Below are 26,254 nucleotides of genomic sequence, written 5' to 3'. Positions count from 1 at the left end.
TGTGCGGTGATGTCCCAGATGTCCGCACCGTTTCGCCGACCTTGCGGGTGCCTCATGGAACGACCGAAAGTCCTGATCGTGGGCGGCGGCTTCGCCGGCGTCGAGTGCGCCCGGCGCCTGGAGCGGCAACTCCAGCCGTACGAGGCGGAGCTGACCCTCGTCACGCCCACCAGCTACGAGCTGTACCTGCCGCTGCTGCCGCAGGTCGCCTCGGGCGTGCTCACGCCGCAGTCCGTCGCGGCCCCGCTGCGCAGGCTGCTGCGGCGCACGCACATCGTGCCGGGCGGCGCCGTCGGCATCGACACGGACGCGAAGGTCTGCGTCGTACGGCTGATCACCGACGAGATGGTGAACGAGCGCTACGACTACCTCGTCCTCACCCCGGGCAGCGTCACCCGCAGCTTCGACATCCCCGGGCTCGACATGTACGGCCGGGGCATGAAGACGCTGGCCGAGGCCGCCTGGGTCCGGGACCACGTGATCGCGCAGCTGGACATCGCCAGCGCGACGGAGGACGAGGCCGAGCGCGCCGCGCGGCTGCAGTTCGTGGTGGTCGGCGGCGGGTACGCGGGCACCGAGACCGTCGCCTGCCTCCAGCGGCTGACGAACTCCGCGCTCCGCCGCTACCCGCGCCTCGACCCGAGCCTGATCAAGTGGCACCTCGTCGACCTGGCGCCGAAGATCATGCCCGAGCTGGGCGACCGGCTGGGCCGCCGGGCGTTGCAGATCATCCGCGGCCGGGGCACCGAGGTCTCGCTCGGCGTCTCGGTCTCCGAGGTCACCGAGAACACCGTCTCGCTGACCGACGGCCGCACCCTGCCCTGCCACACCCTGATCTGGACGGCCGGCGTCGCGGCCAGCCCGCTGATCGGGACGCTCGGGCTGGACACGGTGCGCGGCCGCCTGGCCGTCACCGCCGACCTGCGGGTGCACGGCGCGGACGGGGTGTTCGCGCTCGGCGACGCCGCGGCCGTCCCGGACCTGGCGAAGGCGGCGGAGGGCGAGTACGACGCGATCTGCCCGCCGACCGCGCAGCACGCGATGCGGCAGGGCTGGCGCGCGGCCGGGAACGTCGCGGCGACGCTGCGCGGCGAGGCGACCCAGCCGTACCGGCACAAGGACCTGGGCCTCGTCGTCGACCTGGGCGGCTGCGACGCCGTCGCCCGCCCGCTCGGCTTCGAACTGACGGGCCTGTCCGCGCAGTTGGTGACCCGCGGCTACCACTTCGGGGCACTGCGCACCGGCACGGCCCGGGCCAGGACGGCGGCCAACTGGGTGCTCAACTCACTCACCGGGGACGACTTCGTCCGCACCGGTTTCCTGGCCCGCAGCGCGGGCAGGCTGGCCGACTTCGAACGCACCGACGCCTACCTGTCGCAGGAGCAGCGCGACAAGCTCACGTCCATGGCGACCTCCCGCCCGGAGCGCTGAGCCCCGGCCGCCCGCCGCTGCCGCAGGCCCCCGAGGCCCGCCGCCGCCCCTCGTCGCCCGTTCCGGTGCCTCTCCGGAACGGGCGGTGTGTGGCGGTAGCGGGCCTCCGTCCTGATTGTCCTGCTATGTGTTTCACTGGCTGAGCCGTGGAAGGCGCAAAAACGCGCAGAAACGCGCAGGTCACAGCACGTATGTGACCGCGCGCGACACAGCCGGTCAACCGGCGGACGGAGGGTCAGTGCGACGCAGCATTCCCGGTGACCCCGGGGCACGAGACGACGGAACCGACGCGGCCGGCCGCACGCCGCGCCCCCGGAGCCACACGGGCGGCACCCCGAGCAGGCGCGGCATCCTCGCCGGGACGGCGGCGGCCGGGCTGGGCGCGCTGCTCGCGGCGTGCGGCGAGTCGGGCGGCAGCCCGCCGGGCGGCGCGGGACCCTCGCAGGGCGCGGGCGGCGGCTCGGCGGCGCCGTCCGCCTCCCCGCCGAAGCGGCCCGCGAAGCGGCCCGAACTCCCGGGCGGCGGCCGCGAGTTGTTCCCCCGCTACCAGATGACCGGCTACTGCGGACTGCCCGGCGCGGCCGCCCTGGGCCGGCTCGGTACGGGCGACCTCGACGAGCGGGTGAAGGAGGTCCGCAAGAAGGCCGAGGAGTACGCGCGGGACCGCGAGCCCATGCCCGTGCTGGAGCTGCTGGCCACCATCGCGAACCCGGTGCCGGGCGCCGAGGGCAAGTACCGGACGCGGACCAGCCCGGACACCATCGAACGCCACCTCGACGCGGCCCGCCGCCACGAGGCGCTGCTGCTGCTGAACGTGCAGCCGGGCCAGGCGGACATGCTGGAGGAGGTCAAGGCGCTGGAGAAGTGGCTGGTCCACCCGGACGTCGGCGTCGCCGTCGACCCCGAGTGGGACATGGGCCCCGGCGAGGTCCCCGGCAAGAAGTACGGGCGGACCACGGGCCGGGAGCTCACCGCCATCGCGGGCTACCTCTCCGGCATCGTCGAGAAGCACGGGCTGCCGGAGAAGCCGATGGTCTTCCACCAGGTCGGGCTCTCCGTCGTCCCCGAGCGGAGCGCGCTGCGCACCTCGCCCGGCGTCGTCCCGATCATGAGCGCGGACGGCATCGGCGCCCCCGAGCTGAAGCGGCAGACGTGGAACGGCCTGGTCAAGTCGCTGCCCGCCGGGCTGCACACCGGCTTCAAGCTGTTCTACGACGAGGACGCGGAGGCCGAGGGCAGCCGTGTGATGACACCGTCGGAGGTCCTGAAGCTGCGGCCGACGCCGGAGTACGTCATGTACGAGTGAGCGCCTGTGGCTTCCCGCCCGGGATTCGCCAGGACACCGAAGACACCAAAGGGGCCCCGCCGCACGGAAGTTGTGCGGCGGGGCCCCTTTCCGTCCCGTCGGCCGGCCTGCCGTCGGCGATCGGCCCGCGGGTGCGTCGTGGCTGTTCGCGCAGTTCCCCGCGCCCCTTTCAGGGCCGGAGTTACTCCTTGGTGGTGCGCGTCAGCGTCGGGAGCTGGTGCTCGCCGGTGGTTTCGAGGGTGCCGTTCTCCAGGCCCTCCTCGATCGCGGCGATCGTCTTGTCGACGATGTGCTCCTGCTGCCGCTCGCGCCGGCGGGCGAGGTACGCCTGCCGCTCGCGGCGGAAGGACTTCAGCGTCGCGAAGCACATCGCGAGCATCACGACGCTGAACGGCAGCGCGATGATGATCGCCGTGGTCTGCAGCGTCGTCAGCGAGTCGGCGCCGGCGCCGCCCGTGACGAGCAGCGCGATGGCGACGGCGCCCGCAGCGAAGGCCCAGAACACCCGGCTCCACACCGGCGGGTTGGGGTCGCCGCCGGAGGCGAGCATGTCGACGACGTAGGAGCCGGAGTCGGAGGAGGTGACGAAGAACAGCACGATCAGCAGGATCGTGACGCCCGCGATCACCGGGCCGCCGGGCAGCGTGTTGAGCAGCTCGAAGAGCGCGCTGTCGGTGTTCACGCCGGCCTTGTGGATGATGCCGCCGTCACCGAACATCTCGCGGTGCAGACCGGCGCCGCCGAAGACGGCGAACCAGAAGAAGGTCAGCAGGGTCGGCACGAGCAGCACACCGCAGACGAACTCACGGACGGTGCGGCCGCGCGAGATACGGGCGATGAAGACGCCGACGAACGGCGACCAGGAGATCCACCAGCCCCAGTAGAAGATCGTCCAGCCCTTGACCCAGTCGGTGCCCTCGCTGCCCTGCATGGCGCCGGTGTCGAAGCTCATCTGCACGACGTTCTGCAGGTAGGCGCCGATGTCCTGGACGAAGCCGTTCATGATGAACATCGTCGGCCCGGCGATCAGCACGAAGATCATCAGCGCCGCGGCGAGGCCCATGTTGATGTTGGACAGCCACTTGATGCCCTTGCCGACGCCGGTCACGACGGACGCCGTCGCCAGCAGGGTGATGCCGATGATGAGGGCGACCTGGAGGCCCTTGCCGGGGGAGTCGACCCAGCCGACGAAGTCCAGTCCGGCGGATATCTGCATCACGCCGAAACCGAGCGAGGTGGCGACACCGAAGAGGGTGCCGACGATCGCGATGACGTCGATGACGTCGCCCCAGCGGCCCTTGATCTTGTCGCCGAACAGCGGCTCCAGCGCCCAGCGGATGGAGACCGGACGGCCCTTGCGGTGCACCGCGTAGGCGACGGCGAGACCGACCACGACGTAGATCGCCCAGGGGTGGATGCCCCAGTGCAGGAACGTCTGGATCATCGCGAACTGGGCCTTGTCGCCGTCGCTTTCACCGACGCCCGGCTTCGGCGCGTCGAAGAAGTTCAGCGGTTCGGCGACGCCCCAGAAGACCAGGCCGATGCCCATGCCGGCCGCGAACAGCATCGCCAGCCAGGACATCATCCCGAACTCGGGCTCGTCCTTGTCCTTGCCGAGCTTGATGTCCCCGTAGCGGCCGATGCCGACCCAGAGGCAGAAGATGACGAAGAGCGAGACCAGCGCCGTGTAGTACCAGCCGAGTCCGCCGACGATCCGGTCCTGGATCGCGGAGACCAGGGACGCCGCCGAGTCCTGGAAGAGGACGGCGTACAGCACGAAGGCGAGGATGATCGCGGCGGACGGGTAGAACACGCGCGGGGCGATGGAGGGCTTCTTCTTCTCCGACCCTGGCTTCTTCGGCTCGGTCGACGAGGCCCCCGAGGACCCCGCCTCCTGTCTGCCGGGTGTGGAGCCACCCTTCTCCGGTGAGCCCTCCAGCGGTTGCGCAGTCACACTCTGTCCTCTGTGTCGGAAACAAGGTTCACGGGCGCCGGGCCCGAAAGATCAAGGACCTGCCCGATTCCGGCGGCTACCCGGCTCACACCTGAGCATGTATGACAAATCGATTACAAACGGAGCTCCAAGGGTGAGTAACGGACGAACGGGCAGCGGTGCGTCCGGATCGACCCCGCCATGAGGCGGATCGGCAGGCCAGAGGGGTCGTGCGGGGTGAAACCGCGCGACGAGTGAGAAGTGGATCACAGCTGTCCTGAATCGGGCGGTCGGAGGCCCCATGGACTTGGCTGGTTAGGGTTGCCTAACCTAAGTTGATCCGTGAGTGTTGTGACCGACGGCATCCCCCGGGAGGGGCCGTCGTGCGCACAGCCCCGTCCGCGCCGACGACCCGAGGGGCAGCCGCCATGCCAGCCGTGCCACCACCCCACCGCGACCTCAACCGCCCGCAGCACCCGGACCGGCACCCGCGCGGCACGCTCCGCCTCCGCCGCCGCCCGGACACCCCGCCGCCCGCCGCGCACTGCCCCTGCGCGGACCGCGCCTTCTACCTCCCGCTCCGCTCCCCGGGACGCACCCCATGACCGGCACGTACGCACACCGCGACGACAGCAAGCACAGCCACGACAGGACCACCGAGGGGACGCGCGTGATGGCAGCCGAGACGGGCGGTGACCGCTACGCGCGGGCCACCGCCGGAGGAGTCCAAGGCCCGGAAGTCCTGCGGGACTTGACCGACGTCGTGATCGACGCGCTCGTCCAGGGCGCCCTCGACCGCGACGGCCCCCTCCCCTCCGGCGGCCCGGCCCCGGCCGCCGCCCGGGCGCGCGCCGCCTGCGCCCCCGTCCTCCCCGAGCAGGGAGTCGGCGCGCACGACGCGCTGCGCTCCCTCGTCCGCGCCACCGCGCGCGGCTCCGCCGACCCGTCCGACCCGTACTGCGCCGCCGGCCCCTACGCCCCGCCGCTCGCCCTCGCCGCCGCGGCCGACCTCGCCGCGTCCGCGCTGGCCCCGGTCGCCGACTGCCGGGAGGAGGGGCCCGCGGCCGCCGTCGTGGAGCGCGAGGTGACGGAGGCGCTCGCCACGCTCGTGCACCCCGGCCGCCCCGCACCCGGCTCCGTCGTCACCAGCGGCGGCGACGGCGCCAACCTCGCGGCCCTGCTCCTCGCCCGCGAGCGGGCCCGCGACACCGGCGCCCGCACCGTCCAGGTCGTCTGCGGCACCAACGCGCACCGCAGCGTGCACCGGGCCGCCTGGACGCTGGGCCTGCCGACCCCGCTCACCGTCGAGTGCCCCCGCGGCCGGATGCAGCCGGCCGCGCTGGACCGGGTGCTCGCCGAGTGCGGCGGTGTGGCCTCCGTGCCCGTCCTCGTCGTCGCCACGGCGGGCACGGAGGACGCGGGGCTCGTCGACCCGCTGTCCGAGCTCGGCCAGGTCGCGGCCACGCACGGCGCCACCTTCCACGTCGACGCGGCCTACGGCGGCACGCTGCTGTTCAGCGAGCGCCTCGCCCCACGCCTCGACGGCATCCAGTACGCACACTCCGTCGCCCTCGACCTGCACCGGCTCGGGCTCGGCGGCCAGCCCGTCACCGCCGGGGCGCTCACCGTCGCCGACGGGAACACGCTCGGCCACCTCGACCCGCTCGACCCCGTCGACCCGACCTGCGGCTCCGGGCTCGGCTCGCGCAGCACCGGGGCGCTGAAGATCGCCGTCACGCTGCGGGCGCTCGGCCGCGAGGGCGTGGCCGCGCTCGTCGAGAACTGCGTGGACGGCGCCGACCGCCTCGCCCGCGCCGTCGAGGCCCACCCGGCCCTGCGCGCGTACCCGGCGGCCGGCACCCACGGCATCAGCACCGTGCTGTTCCGGCCGCTCGCCGCCGACGAACTGCCGCGCGGCGAGGGCGACTTGCTGGTCGCGGCGGTGCGCAGGAAACTGCTGGCCGACGGCTCGGCCGTGCTCGGCCGCACCGTCGCCACCGACGCGGACGGCGTCGACAAGCTCTGGCTCAAGGCCACCCTGCTCCACCCGGGGACGGCCACCCCGCCGGAACCGCACGGGCTGCTGAAGCGCATCGCCGACACCGCCGACAGCCACGGCGTCGCCACCGAGGCCGCGCTGCACGGCAGGCCCGTGACGCTCCCCGCACCGGCCGCCGCCGACGCCGCCATCGCCGCCCACGTCCGGCTGCACGGAGCGGCCGCGTGACCGCGCAGGACACCGTCCCCCGCACCCTCGGCACCGTCACCGGCGGCCGCGCCCGCACCGGACCCGGGTACGGGGACGGCGGGCGCGGGGCCGTGCGCGAGGAGCCGGCGGAGCCGGACCTGCCGCCCGGGCACGGGGTCACCGTCGCCCGGCTGCCGGGCGGCGCCGTGTTCTCGCTGCGCTGCGTCCACCCGACGGCCGACGCCCCGCTGGTGCACTCCTGGATGAACGACCCGGACGTCGCCCGCTTCTGGCAACTCGCCCACCCGCCCGGGCAGATCGAGGCGTACCTGCGGCAGCAGCTGGCGAGCAGCTACTCCACGCCGTTCGTCGGCTGCCTCGACGGCGAACCGAGCAGCTACTGGGAGCTGTACCGCGCCGACCTCGCCCCCTTCGCCACCCTCTACACCGCCCGCCGCCACGACGCGGGCCTGCGGCTGCTGATCGGCCCGCACCACTCGCGCGGCCGCGGCCTCGGCGCCCGCCTGCTGCGCGCCGTCTCCGACTGGCAGCTCTCGCTCGACCCGTACGCCTCCCGCGTCGTCGCCGAACCCGACGTCCGGGACGTGCGGGGCGTGAGGGCCCACGAACGGGCCGGGTTCCGCAAGCTCCGCGAACTCGACCTGCCCGGCAAACGCGCCGCCTTCATGGCCCGCGAACGGCCCGCCTGAGCGCCCGCCCGGGGACACGCCGGGCGGGTGCGCGGGGGCGCGGGCCCGGGGCGCCGCCGAGAATTGCCCGCATGAGGCGGCGGACGAGAGCGGCGGCGACGGGCGAGGCGCGGGAGGTGGTGCGCGGCTGGTGGTGGCTGTTCGGCTGGGTCCTCGTACCGGCCGTCGTCTACTTCCTGCTGCCCGTCGGCACCTTCGGCCCGCACCGGCCCGTCCTCAGCTGGGCCGTCTTCACCGCCGGGCTCGCGCTCATCGCCGCGCTGCTGCTGCGCGCCATCCGGGACGCGCTCACCGACCGGCCCGGCGCCCGCCCCGTCCTCCGGATCACGGTGCTCGTCTGCCTCTCGGTGCTCGTCTTCGCCACCGCCTACCTCGGACTCGCCCACCAGCCGGGCGAGATGACGGGCCGGCTGCGCACCCACATCGACGCGCTCTACTTCACCCTCGTCAGCACCGCGACGGTCGGCTACGGCGACATCGCGGCCACCGGCCAGTCGGCCCGCCTCGTCGTCGTCCTGCAGATCCTCTACTCCCTCGTCTTCCTCACCGCCGCCGCCACCGCCGTCTCCACCCGCGTGACCGCCCTGCTCGGGTCCTCGGGGAAGGGCCGCGACGGGTGACGGCACGACGCGACGTTTGGCGGGGCGGCGCGGCGGCCACACCTCCTGCATGACCTCAGAACGTCCCGTGGTCAAGCGCACCGCCCGCGCCCTCCTGCTGGACACCGGCCGGCAGGACGGCGACGCCGCGGTGCCCGGCCTGGTCCCGCTCGGCGGCACCCCCGACCTGCTCCTCATCAAGCGCACCAAGCCGGACTGCGAGCCGTACTGGATCACGCCGGGCGGCGGCGTCGAACCCGGCGTGGACGCGACCGTCGTCGACGCGCTGCACCGGGAGGTGGACGAGGAGCTGGGCGCGAAGGTCACCGACGTGGTCCCCGCCTTCGTCGACACCGTGCACCACTCGACGGCGCACGCGGCGCACGGCGTGAAGATCCAGCACTTCTTCGTCTGCCGCCTGGCCTCGATGGACCTGACCAAGCGGCACGGGCCCGAAGTGGAGGAGCCCTGCGGGGAGTACGAGGTCGTCCGCGTCCCCTTCACCCGCGAGGGCATCGCCTCCGTCGACATCGTCCCCCCGACCCTCCGCACCTACCTCGACACCAACATCGAGGGCATCCGCTCCCTCCTGTCCCCGGACCTGGGCTGAGCGCCCCTTTTTGGGGGCGCGGGGAACTGCGCCCTCTTGGGGGCGCGGGGAACTGCGCGAACGGCCACGGCGTACGGGGTGGCCCGGTGACGGCAGTTGCGCACCCCGCGCGGGGGTGAGCGCGCTGCGCTTGCCAGCCCTACGCCTACGGCGCAGTTCTCCCAAGCGGGGTGAGCCCGAGAAGCGAGGCGAGCCCGATCAGGGGCGCGGGGAACTGCGCGAAAAGCCGGGCCACGACGCACCCGCACCCCGCGACGCACAAGAAGGGGCACCCCGCGGCGCCCCCTAGGCCCGCCCGAACCAGTCCGCGAACGACCCCTGTTCACGGGCCCGTTCGGCCCCCCTGCGCCGCGCCTCCGCCAGCGCCTGCTCCGCCTGCTGCCGCCAGTGCGCGATCCCGTCCGCGACCGGAGCCGGGGCCGAGGCCGGAACCGGAGCCGGCGGCTCGGCCGGCGGCGGCGGAATCGCCGGAAGCGGCGGCGCGGACGGCAACGGCGGCACATCCTGCACCGGCGGAACCGGAGGAACCGGAGGAGCCGGCGGCGCCGCGGGCACGGGCGGCGCCCCCGGCGGCAACGGCAAAGGCCCGGACGGCGCGGACTCCGGCTCCGCCGGAGCGGCGGCCTCGGCCCGCGCCCGCGCCTCCTTCGCGTCCCGGGCCACGCCGAAGAAGTCGCCGCCCTTGCGCTTGTAGTCGTCGGTGCCCCAGTCGCGGGCCGTCCGCTTGGGCGCCTTCTGCAGGTGCGGGATGTGCTTGGCGCAGTGGATGTACGCCTCTTCGACCTCGACCTTGACCCACATCCTGGCGCGCCGCCCGGGCACGGGGTCGTCGGGCAGTCCGGGGAGGACGGAACGCATCTCTTCGTCCTCGTGAACTTCCGCGCGGCCATTGATGTGCAGGCCGATCCGGGCCTGGAGGAAGTCCACCATCAGGATTCCCAGGTGCGGGTTCTCCTGGATATTCCCCAGGCTGGCGTGCACACCATTGCCGCGGTACTCGGGAAAGACGAGAGTCTTCTCGTCAATTACCCGCAGAAATCCGGGCGGTCCGGCGCGGAAGCTGCTGTCGCACTCGCCCTTGCTGTCCGAGGTCGCCAGGAAGAACATCTCCTGACGTTCCGTGAACTCCCGCATGCGCGCGTTGAGATGACCGAGAACCTGGTCGTCGTAGAAGCGGTCGGCGCGGTCCTCGGTGCCGATGGCGGCCTGCAACGCGTGCTCGCCCGCGCTGCCGGGACGGTCGGCCCGCGCGTCCTCCCAGCCGTGCGTCCCGGGCACGCCGGCTCCCCCTTCGTCCGCGCCCGCCTCGTACCCGTTCACGGCAGACCCGCTGAGGGCATGACCGTGCGCCGCGTGCCGTCCCCCGTGTTCCGTCATCGGCCCGCGACCAGCTCGTCCAGCGAGTCGTGCCGGATGCGGCCGGCGGGTATGCCGGAGCCGACCAGCGCGTCGAGCCCGCTGCGGATCATGCCGGGCGGGCCGGAGAGATAGCCGTCGTACGAGGTCCACGGACCCAACGCGCGGATGGCGTCCGGGAGTTCACCGGAGAGGGTCTGCGGGTGGTCGGGCCCGGGGCCGACGGACACCACGGGGCGGAGCGACAACCACGGGTTGCGGCGCTCCAGTTCGAGCATCGTCTCCAGGTCGTACAGGTCGTGGTCGCTGCGCGCGCCGTAGAACACCTCGACGGGGCGGGCGCGGCCGTGCTGCGCGACGTCCTCGATCAGCGCCTTGATCGGGGCGATGCCGGTGCCGCCGCCGAGGCAGAGCAGCCCGCCGTCCCGCCGGTGGTCGACGGTCATGCTCCCGGCGGGCGGCCCGAGCCGCAGCACGTCACCGGGCTTGGCGCGGTAGACGAGCGCGGTGGAGACCCAGCCCGCGGGGACGGCCTTGACGTGGAAGGTGAGCAGCCCGTCGGAGCGCGGCGAGGAGGCGAACGAGTAGTGCCGCCACACGCGCGGCCACCACGGCGTCTCGATGCTCGTGTACTGCCCGGCGAGGAACGGGTACGGCTGGTCCGGCCGGACGGTGAGCACCGCGATGTCCGGGGTGCGCTGCTCGTGCGCGACGACCTCGGCCTCCCACCAGGCGGGGGAGCGCAGCTCGTCCTCGGCCGCGGCGTCGATCATGACCTGGGAGATCGTGGTGTACGCGCGCGCCCAGGCGTCCTCGGTCGCGTCGTCCCAACTCTCCGGCGCGTACTGGGCGATGGCGCCCAGCAGGCACTCGCCGACGGCCGGGTAGTGCTCGGGACGGGTGCCGTACTTGCGGTGCCCGCGCCCGAGGCCGGTCAGGTACTCGGTCAGCCGGGGCAGGTCGTCGATGTACTTCACGGCCGTCAGCAGGGCCTGGAACAGGCGGTCCCGCTGGGTGTCCATGGACGCGGGGAAGAGGTCCCGCAGCGTGGGGTGCTGGACGAACAGCAGGGCGTAGAAGTACGCCGTCACGGCGTCCGAACGGTCGCCGATCTCGTCGAGGGAACGGCGGATGAGCACCGCGTCCCGGGACGGCTCGCTCACCCGGGCCTGTCCTGCGCCGGCGGCGGGACCGGCGGCGATCGCGATCCTGGCTCCGGTTCCGGCGGCGGGCGCGGCCCGGTCCGGGGCTCCGGTTCCGGGGGCGTCCGCCGGGCCGGGGCGGGCGGGGAGTGCCGGGGCCGTGCGCGGCATCAGGGGTGCGGGGCCGGCCGGGGCCGAGGCGCCCGCGGGGGTCAGGCCCTGGAGGCCGGACGGGGGCACGGGCTGGTGTTCCGGTTCGGGCTCGTCGTCGCCCTGCGGGCGCGGTTCCGGTACCCGTCCGGTGACGGCCGGCGTGCCGGTCGTACGGGACGCCGGCGAGAACAGCGAGGGGGCCGCGGCTCCCGGCTCGGCACCCCGCGCCGGGAGCTGCGGCGCACCGGCGTCCGGGCCGCTCCCGGGCCGCGCGGCCCGGGATATCTGCTGGGCGCTGCGGGCCCGTTCGCCGACGGGGCGTATCGCGGCGACGGGACGGCTCGGGGTCTCCCGGGCGCCGTCGGGGGTCTCGGTGGCCGGCTCGGCGGTGCCGCCGCGTTCGTCCTCGGGGCCCGTTTCGGCTCCGGGGCGCTGCTGGGCACCGGGTCTGGCCGGGGCGAACCAACCCCAATCGCCGCTGCCGCCGCCACCGTCACCGGCGGTCGCACCGTTGTCGGATGACGTGGTGGTCATGCTCAGCCTCGCCTCGAACTCTCCCGGACCGTCTTCGCACTTCCGCAAGCGGAACGCGTGGCTAATCGTCCCCCTGTGTCAACGCCCGAGGAATCCCATAGAGCGATCCATACCGGACGATGCGCAGACGACCATACCGTTATGACTTCAGTGCACAAGACCCGTAGACGGTTCCACCGAATTCCGTGATTCCGGCCACTAAGCGCGAATTACCCCTCGTAACGCGCGAGTCGGTAAGCCTCGCGGAGATCGTCTCCGCGGTACTCGTACGCGGCCAGGCCGCTCACGTGGTGGTCCGCGTTCACCGCGACCGAGACCGGTACGGCGCCGAAGAGCGCGACGTCCGACATCGAGTCGCCGTAGGCCACGCAGTCCGCCCTCGACACCCCGAAGGCGGCACACAGTTCATCCGCGATCTTCACCTTCGCGGCCGCGGAGAGGATGCCCGCCGGGTCGACCGGGTCGCGGAACGGGAGCGCGGGCCAGACCGAGCCGCGCGCCGCGTCGGCCCCGCGCCCCGGGCCGTCCGCCGCCGGGAGGCCCTCCGACCGCCGCCCCGGAGGGGCCTGTTCCGCCAGCAGCCGGACGAAGAAGTCGGGCGAAAGGGAAATCACCGCACAGTGCTCCCCCGACTCCCTGATCTCGTCCCATACTTCGCGGATGCCGTCCAGCCACGGCGCCTCGGCGAACGCCTCCGCCACGTGCGCGTGCGTGATGAGCTCCGCCCACAGCGCGCACGCCTCCGCCGCGAACTCGGGCGGCGTCAGCAGGCCCTCCGAGAACCGGCGCTCCAGCTCCCGGGTCTCCGGTTCCAGCCCCAGCCGGCGCGAGATCGCGAGCGCGGCGGAACCGCGCATCAGCGTCCCGTCGAGGTCGAAGAGGTGCAGGCGCGGGCCCGTACGGGGTTCCGCTCCGGCGGCCTGTGGCGCACGCGTCGTCATGCGCCCGATGGTAGGTCGCGCCACGGCCTCCGTACACGCCCGCCCGGAGCGCCCGGGGGCCGGGTGCGCGGCGGCGGAAAAGCGGGCAACAGCCCCGCGCCACCGGCCGATTCCGGGGCGTAGGGTGCGGATCATGAGCACTGCGTCACCCTCCCCCCAGGCCGACGGACCGGCCGGCGCGCAGGACGCGCCCGTCCTGCGCCGCGCCACCGCGAGCGACGTCCCGGCGATCGTCGGCATGCTCGCCGACGACCACCTGGGCGCGCTGCGCGAGACGCCGGACGAACCGGCCGCCTATCTCGCGGCGTTCGAGCGGATCGCCGCCGACCCGAACCAGCACCTGATGGTCGCCGAGCTGGACGGCCGCACGGTCGGCACGCTCCAGCTCACCGTCATCCCCGGGCTGTCCAGGCAGGGCGCGAGCCGCGCGCTGATCGAGGCGGTCCGGGTGCACGCGGACGTGCGCGCGGGCGGGCTGGGGACGCGGATGTTCGAGTGGTGCGTCGAGGAGGCCAGGCGGCTGGGCTGCTCGGTGCTCCAGCTCACCTCCGACGCCACCCGGATCGACGCGCACCGCTTCTACGAGCGGCTGGGCTTCGAGGCCTCGCACCTGGGCTTCAAGATGCTGCTCTGAGCCGGCCCACGGCACCGGGGGCGGAGACGGGACGGGCCCGAAGTCGCAATCCGAGCTTGCGACTTCGGGCCCGTGACCAGTCTAAACCCAAGATCATCCGGCTCGTCCCACCCGGATTCCCGACCGTCACACCGGCGGACCGCCCAGCGCCAGCGCACCCCGCAGCACCGCGTTCCGCGCCGGGCCGACGGGCGCGTGCACCATCCGGTTCATCAGCAGCGACTGCCGGGCCAGCCGCTGCGTCGGCCGCCGCCGCTCCGCGTCGTAGGCCCGCAGCCCGGCCGCGAGCCCGCCGCCGCCCGAACCCGTGTGCCGGACCAGGCAGTCGGCGAGCGTCACCCCGTCGACCAGCGCCTCGCAGGCCCCGCGTCCGAGGTCGGGCGTCATCACGTGCGCCGCGTCGCCGATCAGCGCGATGCCGTCGCGGACGTAACTGGGCAGGGGCGGCCTGAGGGTGTGCAGTTCGCGGCGGAGGAGCGGCCCCTCGCCCTGCTCGACCCGGCCGAGCACCGCGCGCACCGCGCCGTGCCAGTCGCCGAAGTGCCCGCGCAGCAGGCGCAGTTCGGCCTCCCGGTCCGCGGACTCGCGCACCCGCTGCGCGCCCGGCCGCCCGACCGCGCACGCGAACCAGTTGGTGACCCCGCCCTCCTGCGGCGTGATGCCGAAGCGGCGCCGCGCGCCCCAGGTCTCCGTCACGGTGTCCACGTCGCCGCCGACGGTGCCGTGCCAGGCGGTCACGCCGACGGACCTGGCCGCGTACCGGGGCCCGAACAGCGCCGTCCTGGCCCGGCTGTGCGCCCCGTCGGCGGCGACGAGCACCTCGGCGCGGCCGCGCAGCGCGGTGACGTCCGGCACCGGCTCGCCGAGGCGCAGGGTGACCGACCCGGGCCCGGACGCCGTCCGTACCGCCTCGCCGAGCAGGCCCAGCAGCGCGGGCCTGGAGAGGAGCCGGACGCCGTCCCCCGTGCCGCGCCGCAGCTCCCCGACGGCCAGCTCGGCGATGGTGCTGCCGTCCGCGCGCAGGAAGGCGCCGCCGGCCTGGGCCCGCCCGGTCGCGCGGACGGCGTCGCCCAGGCCGAGCGCGTCCAGGGCGCGCAGGGCGCTCGGCCAGAGCCCGAGCGCCGTTCCCGCGCGCGGGAGTTCGGGCGCGCGCTCCAGTACCTCGACGTCCCAGCCGGCCTGCCGCAGCCGCAGGGCCACGGCGAGCCCGCCGATGCCGCCACCGACGACGGCCGCTGTCCTCGTCCCGCTCAGGTTCATGTCCCGACCGTACTACGTTTATAGTGCCGCGGCACTACGAATATAGTGAACGGGGACGGACGGCGAAGGAGACGAGCGGCATGGCCACCAGGACCCCGGCAGCGGGCGGCAGACGACGGCAGGTCCTCGACGCGGCACTGACCGTCCTGGGCACCGCCGGCGCCCGCGGACTCACCCACCAGGCCGTCGACCGCGCCGCCCAGGTTCCGCCGGGCACCGCGTCCAACTGCTTCCGCAGCCGCGACGCACTCGTCACCGGCGTCGTCGCCCACCTCGAAGCCCTCGACCGGCAGGACTGGGAGAACCTCCAGCACGCCGAACTCCCCGGCATGGCCCGCGAACTGGCCGTCCTGCTGGGCCGGATGGTGCACACGGCCACCACCGGACCCGGCCGCGTCCGCACCGTCGCCCGGTACGCGCTCCTCGTCGAGGGAGCCGCCCGCGCGGACGTCCGCGAACCCCTCGCCCGCAGCCGCACCGCGCTCATCACCTGGGCCGCCGACTGGCTGCGCCACCTCGGCTCGGCCGCCCCCGGACAGCACTGCCGGATGCTCTTCGACTACCTCGACGGCCTCATGCTGCACCGCGCGCTCGTCCCCCTCCCGGAAGAGGACACCACCGACCCGGCCCCCGAGATCGAGACCTTCCTCGCCGCCCTGCTCCCCTGACACGACAGCGCCCCCGCGGTCAACAGACCGTGGGGGCGCGGAAGTCGGGACGGAGGAGACTCAGCGGTCGACCGTACGGTCCACCGTCGTCGTCGTGTGCCGCAGGCTCGCCACCAGCTCCTCGCCGACCTTCGGCTCGCCCGCCTCGGACGGCACGAACAGGATCGACACCTGCATGTGCGGCGGCTCCGCGAACCAGCGCTGCTTGCCCGCCCACTGGTACGGCGACAGATTCCGGTTCACCGTGGCCAGCCCGGCCCGCGCGACGCCCTTCGCCCGCGAGGTCATCCCGTGCAGCGCCTTCGGCGACTCCAGGCCCACCCCGTGCGAGGTACCGCCCGCGACGACCACCAGCCAGCCGTCACCGGCGACCTTCTGCTGCCGGTAACCGAAGCGGTCGCCCTTCTGCACCGGCGTGACGTCCAGGATCGCGCCCCGGTACTCCGTCGCCTCGTGATCGCCCAGCCACAGCTGGGTGCCGATCCGCGCGCGGAAGTTCGTCTGCGGGAACTGCTGCGTCAGCCGCATGTACTCGTCCGGCTTCAGGTGGCTGACGAACATCGTGTCCAGCGGGAGCCGCGCCGCGCGCAGCCGGTCCATCCAGCCGATGACCTCCTCCACCGCGTCCGAACCGTCCGCGCGGTCCAGCGGCAGATGGATCGCGAAGCCCTCAAGACGGACCTCGTCGATCGCCGCGTGCAGCTTCGGCAGGTCCTCCTCGGTGACCCCGTGCCGCTTCATGCTGCTCATGACCTCGATGACGACGCGCGCCCCGCGCATCAGCCCGACGCCCTCGACCGACGAGACCGAGCGGATCGCCCGGTCCGGCAGCGGCACCGGCTCCTCGTCCTTCCGGAACGGGGTCAGCACCAGCAGGTCGCCGCCGAAGTAGTCCTTGATCCGGGCGGCCTCGTAGGTCGTGCCGACGGCCAGGATGTCGGAGCCGAAACGGGTGGCCTCCTCGGCCAGCCGCTCGTGCCCGAATCCGTAGCCGTTGCCCTTGCAGACCGGCACGATGCCAGGGAACTGCTGCACGACCGCGCGCTGGTGCGCCCGCCAGCGATCGGTGTCGACGTAGAGGGTGAGCGCCATGGCCGGTACGAAACCTTTCCTGGGGTGCGTTCGGGTGTCGGTGCGCGGGCGGTGGGTGAGGCTCAGCGGCGGGACATGTAGATGTCCAGCGCCTTGTGCAGCAGCTTGTTGAGCGGGAAGTCCCACTCACCGATGTACTCGGCGGCCTCACCGCCGGTGCCCACCTTGAACTGGATCAGACCGAAGAGGTGGTCCGTCTCGTCCAGCGAGTCACTGATGCCGCGCAGGTCGTAGACGCTCGCACCGAGCGCGTACGCGTCCTGCAGCATCTTCCACTGCATGGCGTTCGACGGGCGCACCTCGCGCTTGTGGTTCGCCGAGGCGCCGTAGGAGTACCAGACGTGCTCGCCGACGATCAGCATCGTCGCGGCGGCGATCCGCTCGCCCTCGTGCTCGGCGAAGTACAGCCGCATGCGGTTCGGGTCCTCGGCGTTCAGGACCTTCCACATGCGCTCGAAGTAGGACTTGGGACGCGGCCGGAACTTGTCCCGCTCGGCCGTGATCTCGTACAGCCGCTGCCAGTCGTCCAGATCCTCCAGGCCGCCCTGGACGACCTGCACACCGGCCTTGTCGGCCTTCTTGATGTTGCGCCGCCACAGCTGGTTGAAGCCCTTGTGGACCTCCTCCAGCGAACGCTCGGCCAGCGGCACCTGGAAGACGTACCGCGGCTGCACGTCACCGAAGCCGGCGCCGCCGTCCTCGCCCTGCTGCCAGCCCATCTTCCGCAGCCGGTCGGCCACTTCGAAGGCACGCGGCTCGATGTGCGTGGCCTCGATGTCCCGCAGCCGCTTGACCTCCGGGTCCTGGATGCCCTTCTTGATGGCCGGGGCGTCCCAGCGCCGGATCACCACGGGCGGGCCCATCTTCACCGAGAACGCGCCCTGCTGCTTCAGGTGCGCCAGCATCGGCTGGAGCCACTCCTCCAGCTGCGGCGAGTACCAGTTGATCACCGGGCCCTCGGGCAGGTACGCCAGGTACCGCTTCACCTTCGGCAGCTGCCGGTACAGCACCAGGCCCGCGCCCACGAGTTCCCCACTGGTCTCGCCGAACCAGCCCAGGTTCTCCGAGCGCCACTCGCCCTTGACGTCCGCCCAGGCGGGCACCTGACAGTGGCTGGCCGAGGGCTGGCTCTGGATGAACGCCAGATGCTGCTCTCGGCTGATGGTCCTCAGGGTCAGGCTCATGCGGGGACGCTCCTCCGGCGACTGTGGTGACTCGCCGGGAAGCCTACTGGGCCCGCACCCCCGCACGGCCATCCCCCGGCCGCCCGCGGCCCGCACCGCGGGGCGCGAACGGGCCGCCGGGGGTGGCGGGAACGGCCGGGGTCCCGCCGTGGTTCAGCGGTGGTCAGCCGTACAGGCCGCCGTGTGCGACGCCGAGGTAGAAGCCGACCGCGGACGCGCCCAGGCCGATGATCAGGACGAACCGCTCGGCCGTCGTGGCCGAGATGAACTGCCCCCACAGCCCGGTGCCGATGCCGACCAGCCCCGTCCAGGAGCTGAGGTGGTGCGCGGCGGGCCAGATCGCCGAGATCGCGGCGATCGCGCCGAGCAGGATCGTCACCGCGGCGAAGGCGTTCTCCACGGGATGGGCCTTGCCGTCGGTGTTGAGGAGGGAGAAGAGACTGCGTCCGTGTCCGTGCCTGACTGCCTGTGCCATGCGGCACCTCCTGACCGGAACCCGCGCGCCCGGCGCCTCTGTGACACCGGCCACACCCGAGACGTCCAGATTGCGGGGAACCGCACCTGAATTTCAACCCGGGGGCGGGTGCCGGGTACGCTGGACCGTCTGCATGGCTCCGGTCATGCGACACGCATCACGACCCTCCTGCCACGGAACGACCGTGGCCGCTGAGTCCAGAGGAGGTGGGTTCTTAATGCGTCACTACGAGGTGATGGTGATCCTCGACCCCGATCTCGAGGAGCGCTCGATCTCCCCGCTGATCGAGAACTTCCTGTCGGTCGTCCGTGAGGACGGCGGCAAGGTCGAGAAGGTCGACACCTGGGGCCGTCGCCGGCTCTCCTACGAGATCAAGAAGAAGCCCGAGGGCGTCTACTCGGTCATCGACCTGCAGACCACGCCTGAGACCGTCAAGGAACTCGACCGCCAGATGAACCTGAGCGAGTCGGTCCTGCGGACCAAGGTCCTCCGTCCCGCCGCTCACTGAGCAGGCTCTCTGAGCCGAGCGACGGACCGGGCCGCCGAGTCCGGCCGTCCTGACGGGTCCGAGTAGATCCACGCCCCCCGGAGCCAGCGGTTCCGGAGGGCCACCAGAGGCCACAGCAGCCAGCTACAGCCAGCAGCACCCGCCGAGAGGTACCCCATGGCAGGCGAGACCGTCATCACGGTCGTCGGCAATCTCGTCGACGACCCCGAGCTGCGCTTCACCCCCTCCGGTGCGGCGGTCGCGAAGTTCCGCGTCGCGTCCACCCCCCGCACCTTCGACCGGCAGACCAACGAGTGGAAGGACGGCGAGAGCCTGTTCCTGACCTGCTCGGTCTGGCGGCAGGCGGCGGAGAACGTCGCCGAGTCCCTCACCAAGGGAACGCGCGTCATCGTGCAGGGCCGCCTCAAGCAGCGCAGCTACGAGGACCGCGAGGGCATCAAGCGCACGGTCTACGAGCTGGACGTCGACGAGGTCGGCGCCAGTCTCCGCAACGCCACGGCCAAGGTCACCAAGACCAGCGGCCGCGGCGGCCAGGGTGGCGGCTTCGGCGGCGGCCAGGGCGGTCAGGGCCAGGGCGGCTGGGGCGGCGGCCCCGGCGGCCAGGGCGGCGGCGCCCCCGCGGGTGACCCGTGGGCCACGGGCGCACCGGCCGGCGGCCAGGGCGGTGGCGGCGGCTGGGGCGGTGGCTCCGGTGGTGGCTACTCGGAGGAGCCCCCCTTCTGATCCTCCGGTCCCCGGACCGGCAGGACTGTGGAAGTCCGGCTCCTAGCTGCACACTTCTTGAATCATCTGGAGAGAGACATGGCGAAGCCGCCTCCCCGCAAGCCCAAGAAGAAGGTTTGCGTTTTCTGCAAGGAGAAGATCTCCTACGTCGACTACAAGGACACGAACCTGCTGCGGAAGTTCATTTCCGACCGCGGCAAGATCCGTGCCCGCCGGGTCACCGGCAACTGCACCCAGCACCAGCGTGACGTCGCCACGGCCGTGAAGAACAGCCGTGAGATGGCGCTGCTGCCCTACACCTCGACCGCTCGATAAGGAAAGGGTGACCGACTGATGAAGATCATCCTGACCAACGAGGTCTCCGGTCTCGGTTCCGCCGGCGACATCGTCGAGGTCCGCGACGGCTACGCCCGCAACTACCTGGTCCCGCGCGGTTTCGCGATCCGCTGGACCAAGGGTGGCGAGAAGGACGTCGAGCAGATCCGCCGCGCTCGCAAGATCCACGAGATCGCGACGATCGAGCAGGCCAACGAGGTCAAGGGCCGCCTTGAGGGCACCCAGGTGCGCCTCCCGGTCCGCGCCGGCGACCAGGGCCGTCTGTTCGGCTCCGTCACCCCGGCCGACATCGCCTCGGCCGTCAAGGACGCGGGCGGTCCCGAGCTGGACAAGCGCCGCATCGAGGTGGGCAACGCGATCAAGACCCTGGGCGCGCACCAGGTCTCGGTCCGTCTGCACGCCGACGTGACCGCCAAGGTCGACGTCGAGGTCGTCGCGGCCTGACCGCGCTGACCTGATCGTCGCGCCCGGCCCGGACGCAGACGACACACGGCAAGGGGCCGTGACCCGCCCTCGGGCGAGGTCACGGCCCCTTGTCGTGCAACTCCCGTGCCGCGCGCGGGCGTTCCGCGGGCCCTACGCCCGCACCGCCCCCGTGACGACCCAGCGTCCCGAGCGCGCCCGCAGCCACAGCGTGACGAGCCTGGCGCCCATCATCACGCCCGCGACCGTCCACCACAGCGCCGTCAGCCCGCCGCCGAGCACCGGCACGAGCAGCGCGGCCGGCGCGAACACCGCCAGCGTGACGAGCATGGCCCCGGCCAGGTACGGCCCGTCGCCCGCGCCCATCAGCACCCCGTCGAGGACGAAGACGACCCCGGCGATCGGCTGCGTCACCGCCACCACCAGCAGCACCGTCGTGAGCTGCCCGATGACCTCCTGGTCCGTGGTGAACAGCGGCATGAACAGCGGCCGGGCCAGCGCGACCAGCGCGCCCAGCACCACACCCGAGGCGATCCCCCACTGCACCATCCGCCGGCAGGCCGCCCGCGCCCCCGCCTCGTCCCCCGCGCCGAGGTAGCGGCCGATGATCGCCTGCCCGGCGATGGCGATGGCGTCCAGCGCGAAGGCCAGCAGCGACCAGAGGGTGAGGGTGATCTGGTGCGCCGCGATGTCCGCGTCCCCGAGCCGCGCCGCGACCGCCGTCGCGATCATCAGCACGGCGCGCAGCGAGAGCGTCCGCACCAGCAGCGGCACCCCGGCCTGGGCGCAGGCGCGGATGCCCGCGGCGTCCGGGCGGAGCGAGGCGCCGTGCCGCCGGGCGCCGCGCACCACGACGGCGAGGTAGACGGCGGCCATCCCGAACTGGGCGATCACCGTGCCCCAGGCGGAGCCCGCGATGCCCAGGCCGAGCCCGTACACGAGGGCGACGTTGAGCACGCCGTTCGCGGTGAAGCCGCCGATGGCGACGTACAGCGGGGTCCTGGTGTCCTGGAGGCCGCGCAGCACGCCCGTCGCGGCGAGCACGACGAGCATGGCGGGGATGCCGAGGGCGCTGATCCGCAGGTACGTCACGGCGTGCGGCGCCGCGGTGGACGAGGCGCCGAACAGGTCGACGAGCGCGGGCGCCGTCGGCAGCACCACCGCGATCACGGCGGCGCCGAGCAGCAGCGCCAGCCAGATGCCGTCCATGCCCTGCCGGATCGCGGCGGGCAGATCGCCCGCGCCGACCCGGCGGGCGACCGCCGCCGTGGTGGCGTACGCGAGGAAGACGAAGATGTTGACGCCGGTCTGGAGCAGCGCGGCGGCGACTCCGAGGCCCGCGAGCTGCGGGGTGCCGAGGTGGCCGACGATGGCGCTGTCGGCCATGACGAAGAGCGGCTCGGCGACGAGGGCGCCGAAGGCGGGCAGCGCGAGCGAGACGATCTCGCGGTCGTGCCGCCGGACGGCCGCGCGGGTGGCGCGGGTGCCCTGGGATTCCCGGGTCGGGGCGCCGCCCGGGGTTTCGCCGTTCGTACCGTTCATGGTGTCGATCCAAGCATCCACAAGTAAGAGGCACAAGAGGCCGTTGTCTATTACGGTTCGAGCGTTGGGAGACCTGTGCGACCACCTGGGGACGTGATATCGGCCCCAGTTCCGGAGTTTTTTCCGTGCACCGGCGCGGGCCGCCATCACCGCAGGTCAGAGGCGGTGAAACGGGGAGGGCGCGGACTTCTCCACAGCACTGTCCCCCGGTTCGTGCACAGCTTTCGGCAGCTTCTCCACAGGAACGGGTCCGTCGTCCACACCACCCTGTGGATAACCAGATTGGCTGACGTCGGACCCCGCTCTACCGTAGTGCAGCGCCCGCCCTGGGTTCCCCTCCACTTCACCGGGGGCTCGACGCGCCGTAAGCGGAATCGGGCGCCCCATTTGTCAGAGCCGTGCCGTAGGAACGTGGATGCCGCCGGGCCGTCGGGCCCCGGCCGGACGTGGCCACGCGACGCACGGCCGACGTGACCGCACGAGGAGGAGGTGGCCGGGGTGACGCAGCAGCCCGAGCACGTCGAGGATCCGTGGCTGATGGATCCCGGCCCCGAGCCGCCCCCCGAGCCGGACTTCCCCGTCGCCCGCCAGCGCCGCAACGGCTCCGGCGGCAACAACGGCGGCGACTCCGACCGCCGCGGCGGTGACGCGCAGCCCAGCGGCTTCGAACGCGTCCCCCCGCAGGACCTGGAGGCCGAGCAGTCCGTGCTCGGCGGCATGCTGCTGTCCAAGGACGCCATCGCGGACGTCGTCGAGGTCCTCAAGGGCCACGACTTCTACCGCCCCGCGCACGAGATCGTCTACCAGGCGATCCTCGACCTCTACGCCAAGGGCGAGCCCGCCGACCCCATCACCATCACCGCCGAGCTGACCAAGCGCGGCGAGATCGCCCGCGTCGGCGGCCCGGGGTACGTGCACTCCCTCGTGCAGACGGTCCCCACCGCGGCCAACGCCGAGTACTACGCGGAGATCGTCCACGAACGCGCCGTCCTCCGCCGCCTCGTCGAGGCCGGCACCCGCATCACGCAGATGGGATACGCGGCCGACGGCGACGTCGACGACATCGTCAACTCGGCCCAGGCGGAGATCTACCAGGTCACCGAGCAGCGGACCACCGAGGACTACCTCCCGCTCGGCGACATCATGGAGGGCGCCCTCGACGAGATCGAGGCCATCGGCTCCCGCAGCGGCCAGATGACCGGCGTCCCCACCGGCTTCACCGACCTCGACGCCCTCACCAACGGCCTCCACCCGGGCCAGATGATCGTCATCGCGGCACGTCCGGCGATGGGCAAGGCCCTGGCCCTCGACACCCCGCTCCCCACCCCGGACGGCTGGACCACGATGGGCGAGGTCCGGGAGGGCGACTTCCTCCTCGACGCCGACGGCCGCCCGACCCGCGTCGTGGCGGCCACCGAGGTCATGACGGAGCGCCCCTGCTACGAGCTGACCTTCGACGACGGCACGACGGTCGTCGCGGACGCGGACCACCAGTGGCTCACCGAGACGCGCGCCTCGCGCCGTTCGGCGCACGTGCCCCCGGGCGTCCGCACCACGAAGGAGATCGCCGGGACGCTGCGGTGCACCACGGCCGACGGACGGATCAACCACAGCGTCCGCAACGCGGCCCCCCTCGACCTGCCGGAGGCAGAGCTTCCCATTCCGCCGTACACGCTGGGCAGTTGGCTCGGCGACGGCCACACCGAGGCCGCGCGGATCACCTCCGCCGACCCGCAGGTCATCGCCCGCATCGAGGAGGAGGGGCTGACGGCGAAGCCGGTCGGCTCGTCGATCACCTACGCCCTGGCCTTCGCGACCGAGCCGCCGCGGCGGCTGGAGCGCGAATGCGTCGTCTGCGGCACGGCCTTCGTGCCGAAGCTCGCGCACGTACGCACCTGCGGGCAGTCCTGCGGGGGCAAGGCCCGGGGCGTCTCGGACCCCGTGCCGCACACCACCTGCGTGGACTGCGGCACCCGCTGCCACTCACCCTTCGCCGAACCGCGCTGCGACAGCTGCACCCGGCGCCACGGCAGCCTGCTCACCGCCCTGCGGGAGCTGGGGGTGCTCGGCGACAAGCACATTCCGCAGCGGTATCTGCGTGCTTCGGCCCAGCAGCGCAGGGCACTGCTCGCCGGACTGCTGGACACCGACGGCACGGTCACCAACAGCGGTTCCGTCCAGTTCACCGTCACCAACCGGGCCCTCGCCGAGAGCGTGCGGGAGCTCGTCGTCGGCCTCGGCCACCGGTGCAGCATCGCCACCCGCGACGTGCAGGGGCGCAGCGAGGCGACGTCGACGGCGTACCAGCTCAACTTCACCTGCACCGACGAGGTCTTCGGCCTCGACCGCAAGCGCCGGGCACAGGCCGAGCGCGGGCGGGAGCGGGCGCCGAAGGCGGAGCGGCGCTACATCACCGACGTACGGGAGATCCCCGGCGTCCCGGTGCGGTGCGTCCAGGTGGACAACGCGGACCGCCTGTACCTGGCCACCCGGTCCATGGTCCCCACGCACAACTCCACCCTCGCCCTGGACTTCGCCCGCGCCTGCTCCATCAAGCACACGATGCCGAGTGTGATCTTCTCGCTGGAGATGGGGCGGAACGAGATCGCGATGCGGCTGTTGTCCGCCGAGGCGCGGGTGGCGCTGCACCACATGCGGTCCGGGACGATGACGGACGACGACTGGACGCGGCTGGCGCGTCAGATGCCCGGCGTCACGGACGCGCCGCTCTACATCGACGACTCGCCCAACCTGTCGATGATGGAGATCCGCGCCAAGTGCCGCCGCCTGAAGCAGCGGAACGACCTCCAGCTGATCGTCATCGACTACCTCCAGCTGATGCAGACCGGCGGCTCCCGCCGGCCCGAGAGCCGTCAGCAGGAGGTCTCGGACATGTCCCGTAACCTCAAGCTGCTGGCCAAGGAGCTGGAGGTCCCCGTGATCGCCCTCTCCCAGCTGAACCGAGGCCCCGAACAGCGCACCGACAAGAAGCCGATGGTCTCCGACCTGCGGGAATCGGGCTGTGTCACAGCGGGTACGCGCGTCCTGCGCGCGGACACCGGCGCCGAGGTGACGATGGGCGAACTCCTGGAGAGCGGCGCCCGGGACATTCCGGTCTGGTCGCTGGACGAGAACCTGCGCATGGTCCCGCGCACCATGACGCACGTCTTCCCCAGCGGGCGGAAGGAGGTCTTCCGGCTGCGTCTGGCGTCGGGCCGGGAGATCGAGGCGACGGCGAACCACCCCTTCCTCACCTACGACGGCTGGACGCCGCTGGGCGAGCTGGCCGAGGGGTCGCGGGTCGCGGTACCGCGCCGTACGGATGCCCCCGGCCAGGCCGTGCGCCTCCCGGAGGCGGAAGTCGTCATGCTGGCCCACCTGTTGGGCGACGGCTGCGTGGCCCCGCGCCAGCCCGTGCACTACACCAGCGCGGACGAGGCGAACCTGCGAGCGGTGGAGGAGGCCGCGGAGCACTTCGGCATCACGCCGCGCCGGGAGCGTCAGGACGCCTGGTCGCACGTCTACCTGCCCGCGCCCCACCACCTCACCCACGGGCGCCGGAACCCCGTGGCGGAGTGGCTGGACGGCATGGGGCTGTACGGCAAGCGCTCGCACGAGAAGTTCCTGCCGCAGCAGGTGCACGGCCTGCCCGACGACCAGGTGCGGCTCTTCCTGCGCCACCTGTGGGCGACGGACGGCTCGGTGACGGTGGCCAAGTCCGGCGCGGTGCGCGTCTATTACGCGACGACGAGCGAGCGGCTCGCCCGCGACGTCCAGCAGCTCATGCTGCGGGTGGACATCCGGGCCCGCGTCCGACGCGTGGGCAACACCAAGGGCAGGCCGGGCTGGTCGGTGGACGTGTCCGGTGTGGAGGACCAGCGCCGGTTCCTCGACGAGGTCGGGGTGCACGGAGACCGGGAGCGGCACGTGGTCGCGGCCTCCGAACGGCTCCGCGAGGTCGTGGCGAACACCAACGTCGACACCGTCCCCCAGGAGGTCTGGGGCGCGGTGCGCGAGGCGATGCGCGAGAAGTCCGTGACCACCAGGGCCTTCCAGGCGGAGCTGGGGATGCGGTACTGCGGTTCGTCGCTGTACAAGTCCTCGCCCAGCCGCAGCCGCCTGGGCCGGGTCGCCGAGGTACTGGAGAGCCAGGAGCTGGAACTGCTGGCGACCAGCGACGTCCAGTGGGACCGGATCGTCTCGGTCGAGAGCCTGGGCGAGCAGGACGTCTACGACGCCACGGTGCTGGGCACGCACAACTTCGTCGCCAACGGCATCCACATCCACAACAGCATCGAGCAGGACGCCGACATGGTGATCCTGTTGCACCGCGAGGACGCGTACGAGAAGGAGTCGCCGCGGGCCGGTGAGGCGGATCTGATCGTGGCGAAGCACCGTAACGGTCCGACGGCGACGATCACCGTGGCCTTCCAGGGGCACTACTCGCGCTTCGTGGACATGGCGCAGACGTAAGGATCCGCCGAAGCGGCCGCATCCGGACGGACG

The 26,254-nt window shown here is 72.7% G+C and carries 23 protein-coding genes; 14 read left to right on the top strand and 9 right to left on the bottom strand.

Going from position 1 to position 26,254, the window contains the following annotated elements; genetic code table 11:
• Nucleotides 1-54: 54 nt before the first annotated feature.
• Complete coding sequence (locus HCC30_RS20230; protein ID WP_169444028.1) at nucleotides 55-1,431, top strand: NAD(P)/FAD-dependent oxidoreductase; 1,377 nt, start codon at nucleotides 55-57, stop codon at nucleotides 1,429-1,431.
• Between the two features lie 238 nt (nucleotides 1,432-1,669).
• Nucleotides 1,670-2,737, top strand: a complete 1,068-nt coding sequence (locus HCC30_RS20225) for a hypothetical protein (RefSeq protein WP_346776719.1) — start codon at nucleotides 1,670-1,672, stop codon at nucleotides 2,735-2,737.
• Nucleotides 2,738-2,918: 181 nt separating this feature from the next.
• Here the strand turns inward: HCC30_RS20225 and HCC30_RS20220 are convergent, their stop codons facing one another.
• Nucleotides 2,919-4,691 carry a BCCT family transporter gene (locus tag HCC30_RS20220; protein ID WP_346776718.1) on the bottom strand — a complete coding sequence of 591 codons (1,773 nt, stop codon included), beginning with the start codon at nucleotides 4,689-4,691 and terminating at the stop codon, nucleotides 2,919-2,921.
• Nucleotides 4,692-5,098: 407 nt separating this feature from the next.
• Between HCC30_RS20220 and HCC30_RS20215 the strand changes: the two genes are divergently transcribed.
• From HCC30_RS20215 to HCC30_RS20195, 5 genes are all read left to right on the top strand, one after another.
• The gene (locus tag HCC30_RS20215; protein WP_169444027.1) at nucleotides 5,099-5,275 is read left to right on the top strand and encodes a hypothetical protein; all 177 of its coding nucleotides are present in this window, start codon (nucleotides 5,099-5,101) and stop codon (nucleotides 5,273-5,275) included.
• Nucleotides 5,272-6,897, top strand: coding sequence for a pyridoxal-dependent decarboxylase (locus tag HCC30_RS20210; RefSeq protein WP_240979752.1), 1,626 nt, complete (start codon nucleotides 5,272-5,274; stop codon nucleotides 6,895-6,897). The genes HCC30_RS20215 and HCC30_RS20210 overlap by 4 nt, the downstream gene beginning before the upstream one ends.
• A complete protein-coding gene (locus HCC30_RS20205; RefSeq protein WP_346776717.1) occupies nucleotides 6,894-7,568 on the top strand; it encodes a GNAT family N-acetyltransferase in 675 nt (224 codons plus the stop codon). The genes HCC30_RS20210 and HCC30_RS20205 overlap by 4 nt, the downstream gene beginning before the upstream one ends.
• Nucleotides 7,569-7,639: 71 nt before the next feature.
• Nucleotides 7,640-8,188: a potassium channel family protein gene (locus HCC30_RS20200; protein WP_169444026.1), complete on the top strand. Its 549-nt coding sequence runs from the start codon at nucleotides 7,640-7,642 to the stop codon at nucleotides 8,186-8,188.
• Between the two features lie 49 nt (nucleotides 8,189-8,237).
• Nucleotides 8,238-8,777 (top strand): NUDIX hydrolase, encoded by a 540-nt coding sequence (locus HCC30_RS20195; protein WP_169444025.1) that lies wholly within the window; start codon nucleotides 8,238-8,240, stop codon nucleotides 8,775-8,777.
• Between the two features lie 285 nt (nucleotides 8,778-9,062).
• Here HCC30_RS20195 and HCC30_RS20190 read toward each other — a convergent pair whose 3' ends face one another.
• The 3 genes from HCC30_RS20190 to HCC30_RS20180 all read right to left on the bottom strand — a co-directional run bounded on the left by HCC30_RS20190 (nucleotide 9,063) and on the right by HCC30_RS20180 (nucleotide 12,903).
• Nucleotides 9,063-9,989 carry a pyridoxamine 5'-phosphate oxidase family protein gene (locus HCC30_RS20190; protein ID WP_240979762.1) on the bottom strand — a complete coding sequence of 309 codons (927 nt, stop codon included), beginning with the start codon at nucleotides 9,987-9,989 and terminating at the stop codon, nucleotides 9,063-9,065.
• 161 nt (nucleotides 9,990-10,150) lie between these two features.
• A complete protein-coding gene (locus HCC30_RS20185; protein WP_169444023.1) occupies nucleotides 10,151-11,962 on the bottom strand; it encodes a globin domain-containing protein in 1,812 nt (603 codons plus the stop codon).
• Nucleotides 11,963-12,171: 209 nt separating this feature from the next.
• Nucleotides 12,172-12,903, bottom strand: coding sequence for an HAD-IB family phosphatase (locus tag HCC30_RS20180; protein ID WP_169444022.1), 732 nt, complete (start codon nucleotides 12,901-12,903; stop codon nucleotides 12,172-12,174).
• 238 nt (nucleotides 12,904-13,141) lie between these two features.
• On the opposite strand from HCC30_RS20180, the gene HCC30_RS20175 reads away from it, so the two are divergent.
• Nucleotides 13,142-13,537, top strand: coding sequence for a GNAT family N-acetyltransferase (locus tag HCC30_RS20175; protein WP_240979761.1), 396 nt, complete (start codon nucleotides 13,142-13,144; stop codon nucleotides 13,535-13,537).
• A gap of 126 nt (nucleotides 13,538-13,663) precedes the next feature.
• On the opposite strand, the gene HCC30_RS20170 is transcribed toward HCC30_RS20175, so the two are convergent.
• Entirely contained in the window at nucleotides 13,664-14,797 is a 1,134-nt protein-coding gene (locus HCC30_RS20170; protein ID WP_169444020.1) for an FAD-dependent monooxygenase, read from the bottom strand.
• Nucleotides 14,798-14,877: 80 nt separating this feature from the next.
• Between HCC30_RS20170 and HCC30_RS20165 the strand changes: the two genes are divergently transcribed.
• A complete protein-coding gene (locus tag HCC30_RS20165; protein WP_169444019.1) occupies nucleotides 14,878-15,465 on the top strand; it encodes a TetR/AcrR family transcriptional regulator in 588 nt (195 codons plus the stop codon).
• Between the two features lie 60 nt (nucleotides 15,466-15,525).
• Here the strand turns inward: HCC30_RS20165 and HCC30_RS20160 are convergent, their stop codons facing one another.
• The 3 genes from HCC30_RS20160 to HCC30_RS20150 form a co-directional block, all read right to left on the bottom strand.
• The gene (locus HCC30_RS20160) at nucleotides 15,526-16,557 is read right to left on the bottom strand and encodes an alanine racemase (protein WP_169444018.1); all 1,032 of its coding nucleotides are present in this window, start codon (nucleotides 16,555-16,557) and stop codon (nucleotides 15,526-15,528) included.
• Nucleotides 16,558-16,619: 62 nt separating this feature from the next.
• Entirely contained in the window at nucleotides 16,620-17,741 is a 1,122-nt protein-coding gene (locus HCC30_RS20155; RefSeq protein WP_169444017.1) for a peptidoglycan bridge formation glycyltransferase FemA/FemB family protein, read from the bottom strand.
• 163 nt (nucleotides 17,742-17,904) lie between these two features.
• Complete coding sequence (locus HCC30_RS20150; protein ID WP_169444016.1) at nucleotides 17,905-18,216, bottom strand: hypothetical protein; 312 nt, start codon at nucleotides 18,214-18,216, stop codon at nucleotides 17,905-17,907.
• A 217-nt stretch (nucleotides 18,217-18,433) separates the two neighbouring features.
• Here HCC30_RS20150 and rpsF point away from each other — a divergent pair, with 217 nt between their 5' ends.
• The 4 genes from rpsF (at nucleotide 18,434) to rplI (ending at nucleotide 20,227) form a co-directional block, all read left to right on the top strand.
• A complete protein-coding gene (rpsF, locus tag HCC30_RS20145) occupies nucleotides 18,434-18,724 on the top strand; it encodes a 30S ribosomal protein S6 (RefSeq protein WP_169444015.1) in 291 nt (96 codons plus the stop codon).
• Nucleotides 18,725-18,880: 156 nt separating this feature from the next.
• A complete protein-coding gene (locus HCC30_RS20140; protein WP_169444014.1) occupies nucleotides 18,881-19,447 on the top strand; it encodes a single-stranded DNA-binding protein in 567 nt (188 codons plus the stop codon).
• Between the two features lie 78 nt (nucleotides 19,448-19,525).
• The gene (gene rpsR / locus HCC30_RS20135; protein WP_018838794.1) at nucleotides 19,526-19,762 is read left to right on the top strand and encodes a 30S ribosomal protein S18; all 237 of its coding nucleotides are present in this window, start codon (nucleotides 19,526-19,528) and stop codon (nucleotides 19,760-19,762) included.
• An 18-nt stretch (nucleotides 19,763-19,780) separates the two neighbouring features.
• Complete coding sequence (gene rplI, locus HCC30_RS20130) at nucleotides 19,781-20,227, top strand: 50S ribosomal protein L9 (RefSeq protein WP_169444013.1); 447 nt, start codon at nucleotides 19,781-19,783, stop codon at nucleotides 20,225-20,227.
• 132 nt (nucleotides 20,228-20,359) lie between these two features.
• On the opposite strand, the gene HCC30_RS20125 is transcribed toward rplI, so the two are convergent.
• Complete coding sequence (locus HCC30_RS20125) at nucleotides 20,360-21,748, bottom strand: MATE family efflux transporter (RefSeq protein ID WP_169444012.1); 1,389 nt, start codon at nucleotides 21,746-21,748, stop codon at nucleotides 20,360-20,362.
• A gap of 537 nt (nucleotides 21,749-22,285) precedes the next feature.
• Here HCC30_RS20125 and HCC30_RS20120 point away from each other — a divergent pair.
• The gene (locus HCC30_RS20120; protein WP_277348015.1) at nucleotides 22,286-26,221 is read left to right on the top strand and encodes a replicative DNA helicase; all 3,936 of its coding nucleotides are present in this window, start codon (nucleotides 22,286-22,288) and stop codon (nucleotides 26,219-26,221) included.
• Nucleotides 26,222-26,254 lie beyond the last annotated feature (33 nt).

The sequence above is a fragment of the Streptomyces sp. HNM0574 genome (assembly GCF_012726235.1).
GTDB lineage: Bacteria > Actinomycetota > Actinomycetes > Streptomycetales > Streptomycetaceae > Streptomyces.
This window is presented reverse-complemented; position numbering and strand designations above follow the sequence as displayed.

Coding starts and splice junctions, on each gene's coding strand:
- HCC30_RS20230 (WP_169444028.1), top strand. CDS start 55: ATGGAACGACCGAAAGTCCTGATCGTGGGCGGCGGCTTCGCCGGCGTC.
- HCC30_RS20215 (WP_169444027.1), top strand. CDS start 5,099: ATGCCAGCCGTGCCACCACCCCACCGCGACCTCAACCGCCCGCAGCAC.
- HCC30_RS20210 (WP_240979752.1), top strand. CDS start 5,272: ATGACCGGCACGTACGCACACCGCGACGACAGCAAGCACAGCCACGAC.
- HCC30_RS20200 (WP_169444026.1), top strand. CDS start 7,640: ATGAGGCGGCGGACGAGAGCGGCGGCGACGGGCGAGGCGCGGGAGGTG.
- HCC30_RS20195 (WP_169444025.1), top strand. CDS start 8,238: ATGACCTCAGAACGTCCCGTGGTCAAGCGCACCGCCCGCGCCCTCCTG.
- HCC30_RS20185 (WP_169444023.1), bottom strand. CDS start 11,962: ATGACCACCACGTCATCCGACAACGGTGCGACCGCCGGTGACGGTGGC.
- HCC30_RS20180 (WP_169444022.1), bottom strand. CDS start 12,903: ATGACGACGCGTGCGCCACAGGCCGCCGGAGCGGAACCCCGTACGGGC.
- HCC30_RS20175 (WP_240979761.1), top strand. CDS start 13,142: ATGCTCGCCGACGACCACCTGGGCGCGCTGCGCGAGACGCCGGACGAA.
- HCC30_RS20170 (WP_169444020.1), bottom strand. CDS start 14,797: ATGAACCTGAGCGGGACGAGGACAGCGGCCGTCGTCGGTGGCGGCATC.
- HCC30_RS20165 (WP_169444019.1), top strand. CDS start 14,878: ATGGCCACCAGGACCCCGGCAGCGGGCGGCAGACGACGGCAGGTCCTC.
- HCC30_RS20160 (WP_169444018.1), bottom strand. CDS start 16,557: ATGGCGCTCACCCTCTACGTCGACACCGATCGCTGGCGGGCGCACCAG.
- HCC30_RS20155 (WP_169444017.1), bottom strand. CDS start 17,741: ATGAGCCTGACCCTGAGGACCATCAGCCGAGAGCAGCATCTGGCGTTC.
- HCC30_RS20150 (WP_169444016.1), bottom strand. CDS start 18,216: ATGGCACAGGCAGTCAGGCACGGACACGGACGCAGTCTCTTCTCCCTC.
- rpsF (WP_169444015.1), top strand. CDS start 18,434: ATGCGTCACTACGAGGTGATGGTGATCCTCGACCCCGATCTCGAGGAG.
- HCC30_RS20140 (WP_169444014.1), top strand. CDS start 18,881: ATGGCAGGCGAGACCGTCATCACGGTCGTCGGCAATCTCGTCGACGAC.
- rpsR (WP_018838794.1), top strand. CDS start 19,526: ATGGCGAAGCCGCCTCCCCGCAAGCCCAAGAAGAAGGTTTGCGTTTTC.
- rplI (WP_169444013.1), top strand. CDS start 19,781: ATGAAGATCATCCTGACCAACGAGGTCTCCGGTCTCGGTTCCGCCGGC.
- HCC30_RS20125 (WP_169444012.1), bottom strand. CDS start 21,748: ATGAACGGTACGAACGGCGAAACCCCGGGCGGCGCCCCGACCCGGGAA.
- HCC30_RS20120 (WP_277348015.1), top strand. CDS start 22,286: ATGGATCCCGGCCCCGAGCCGCCCCCCGAGCCGGACTTCCCCGTCGCC.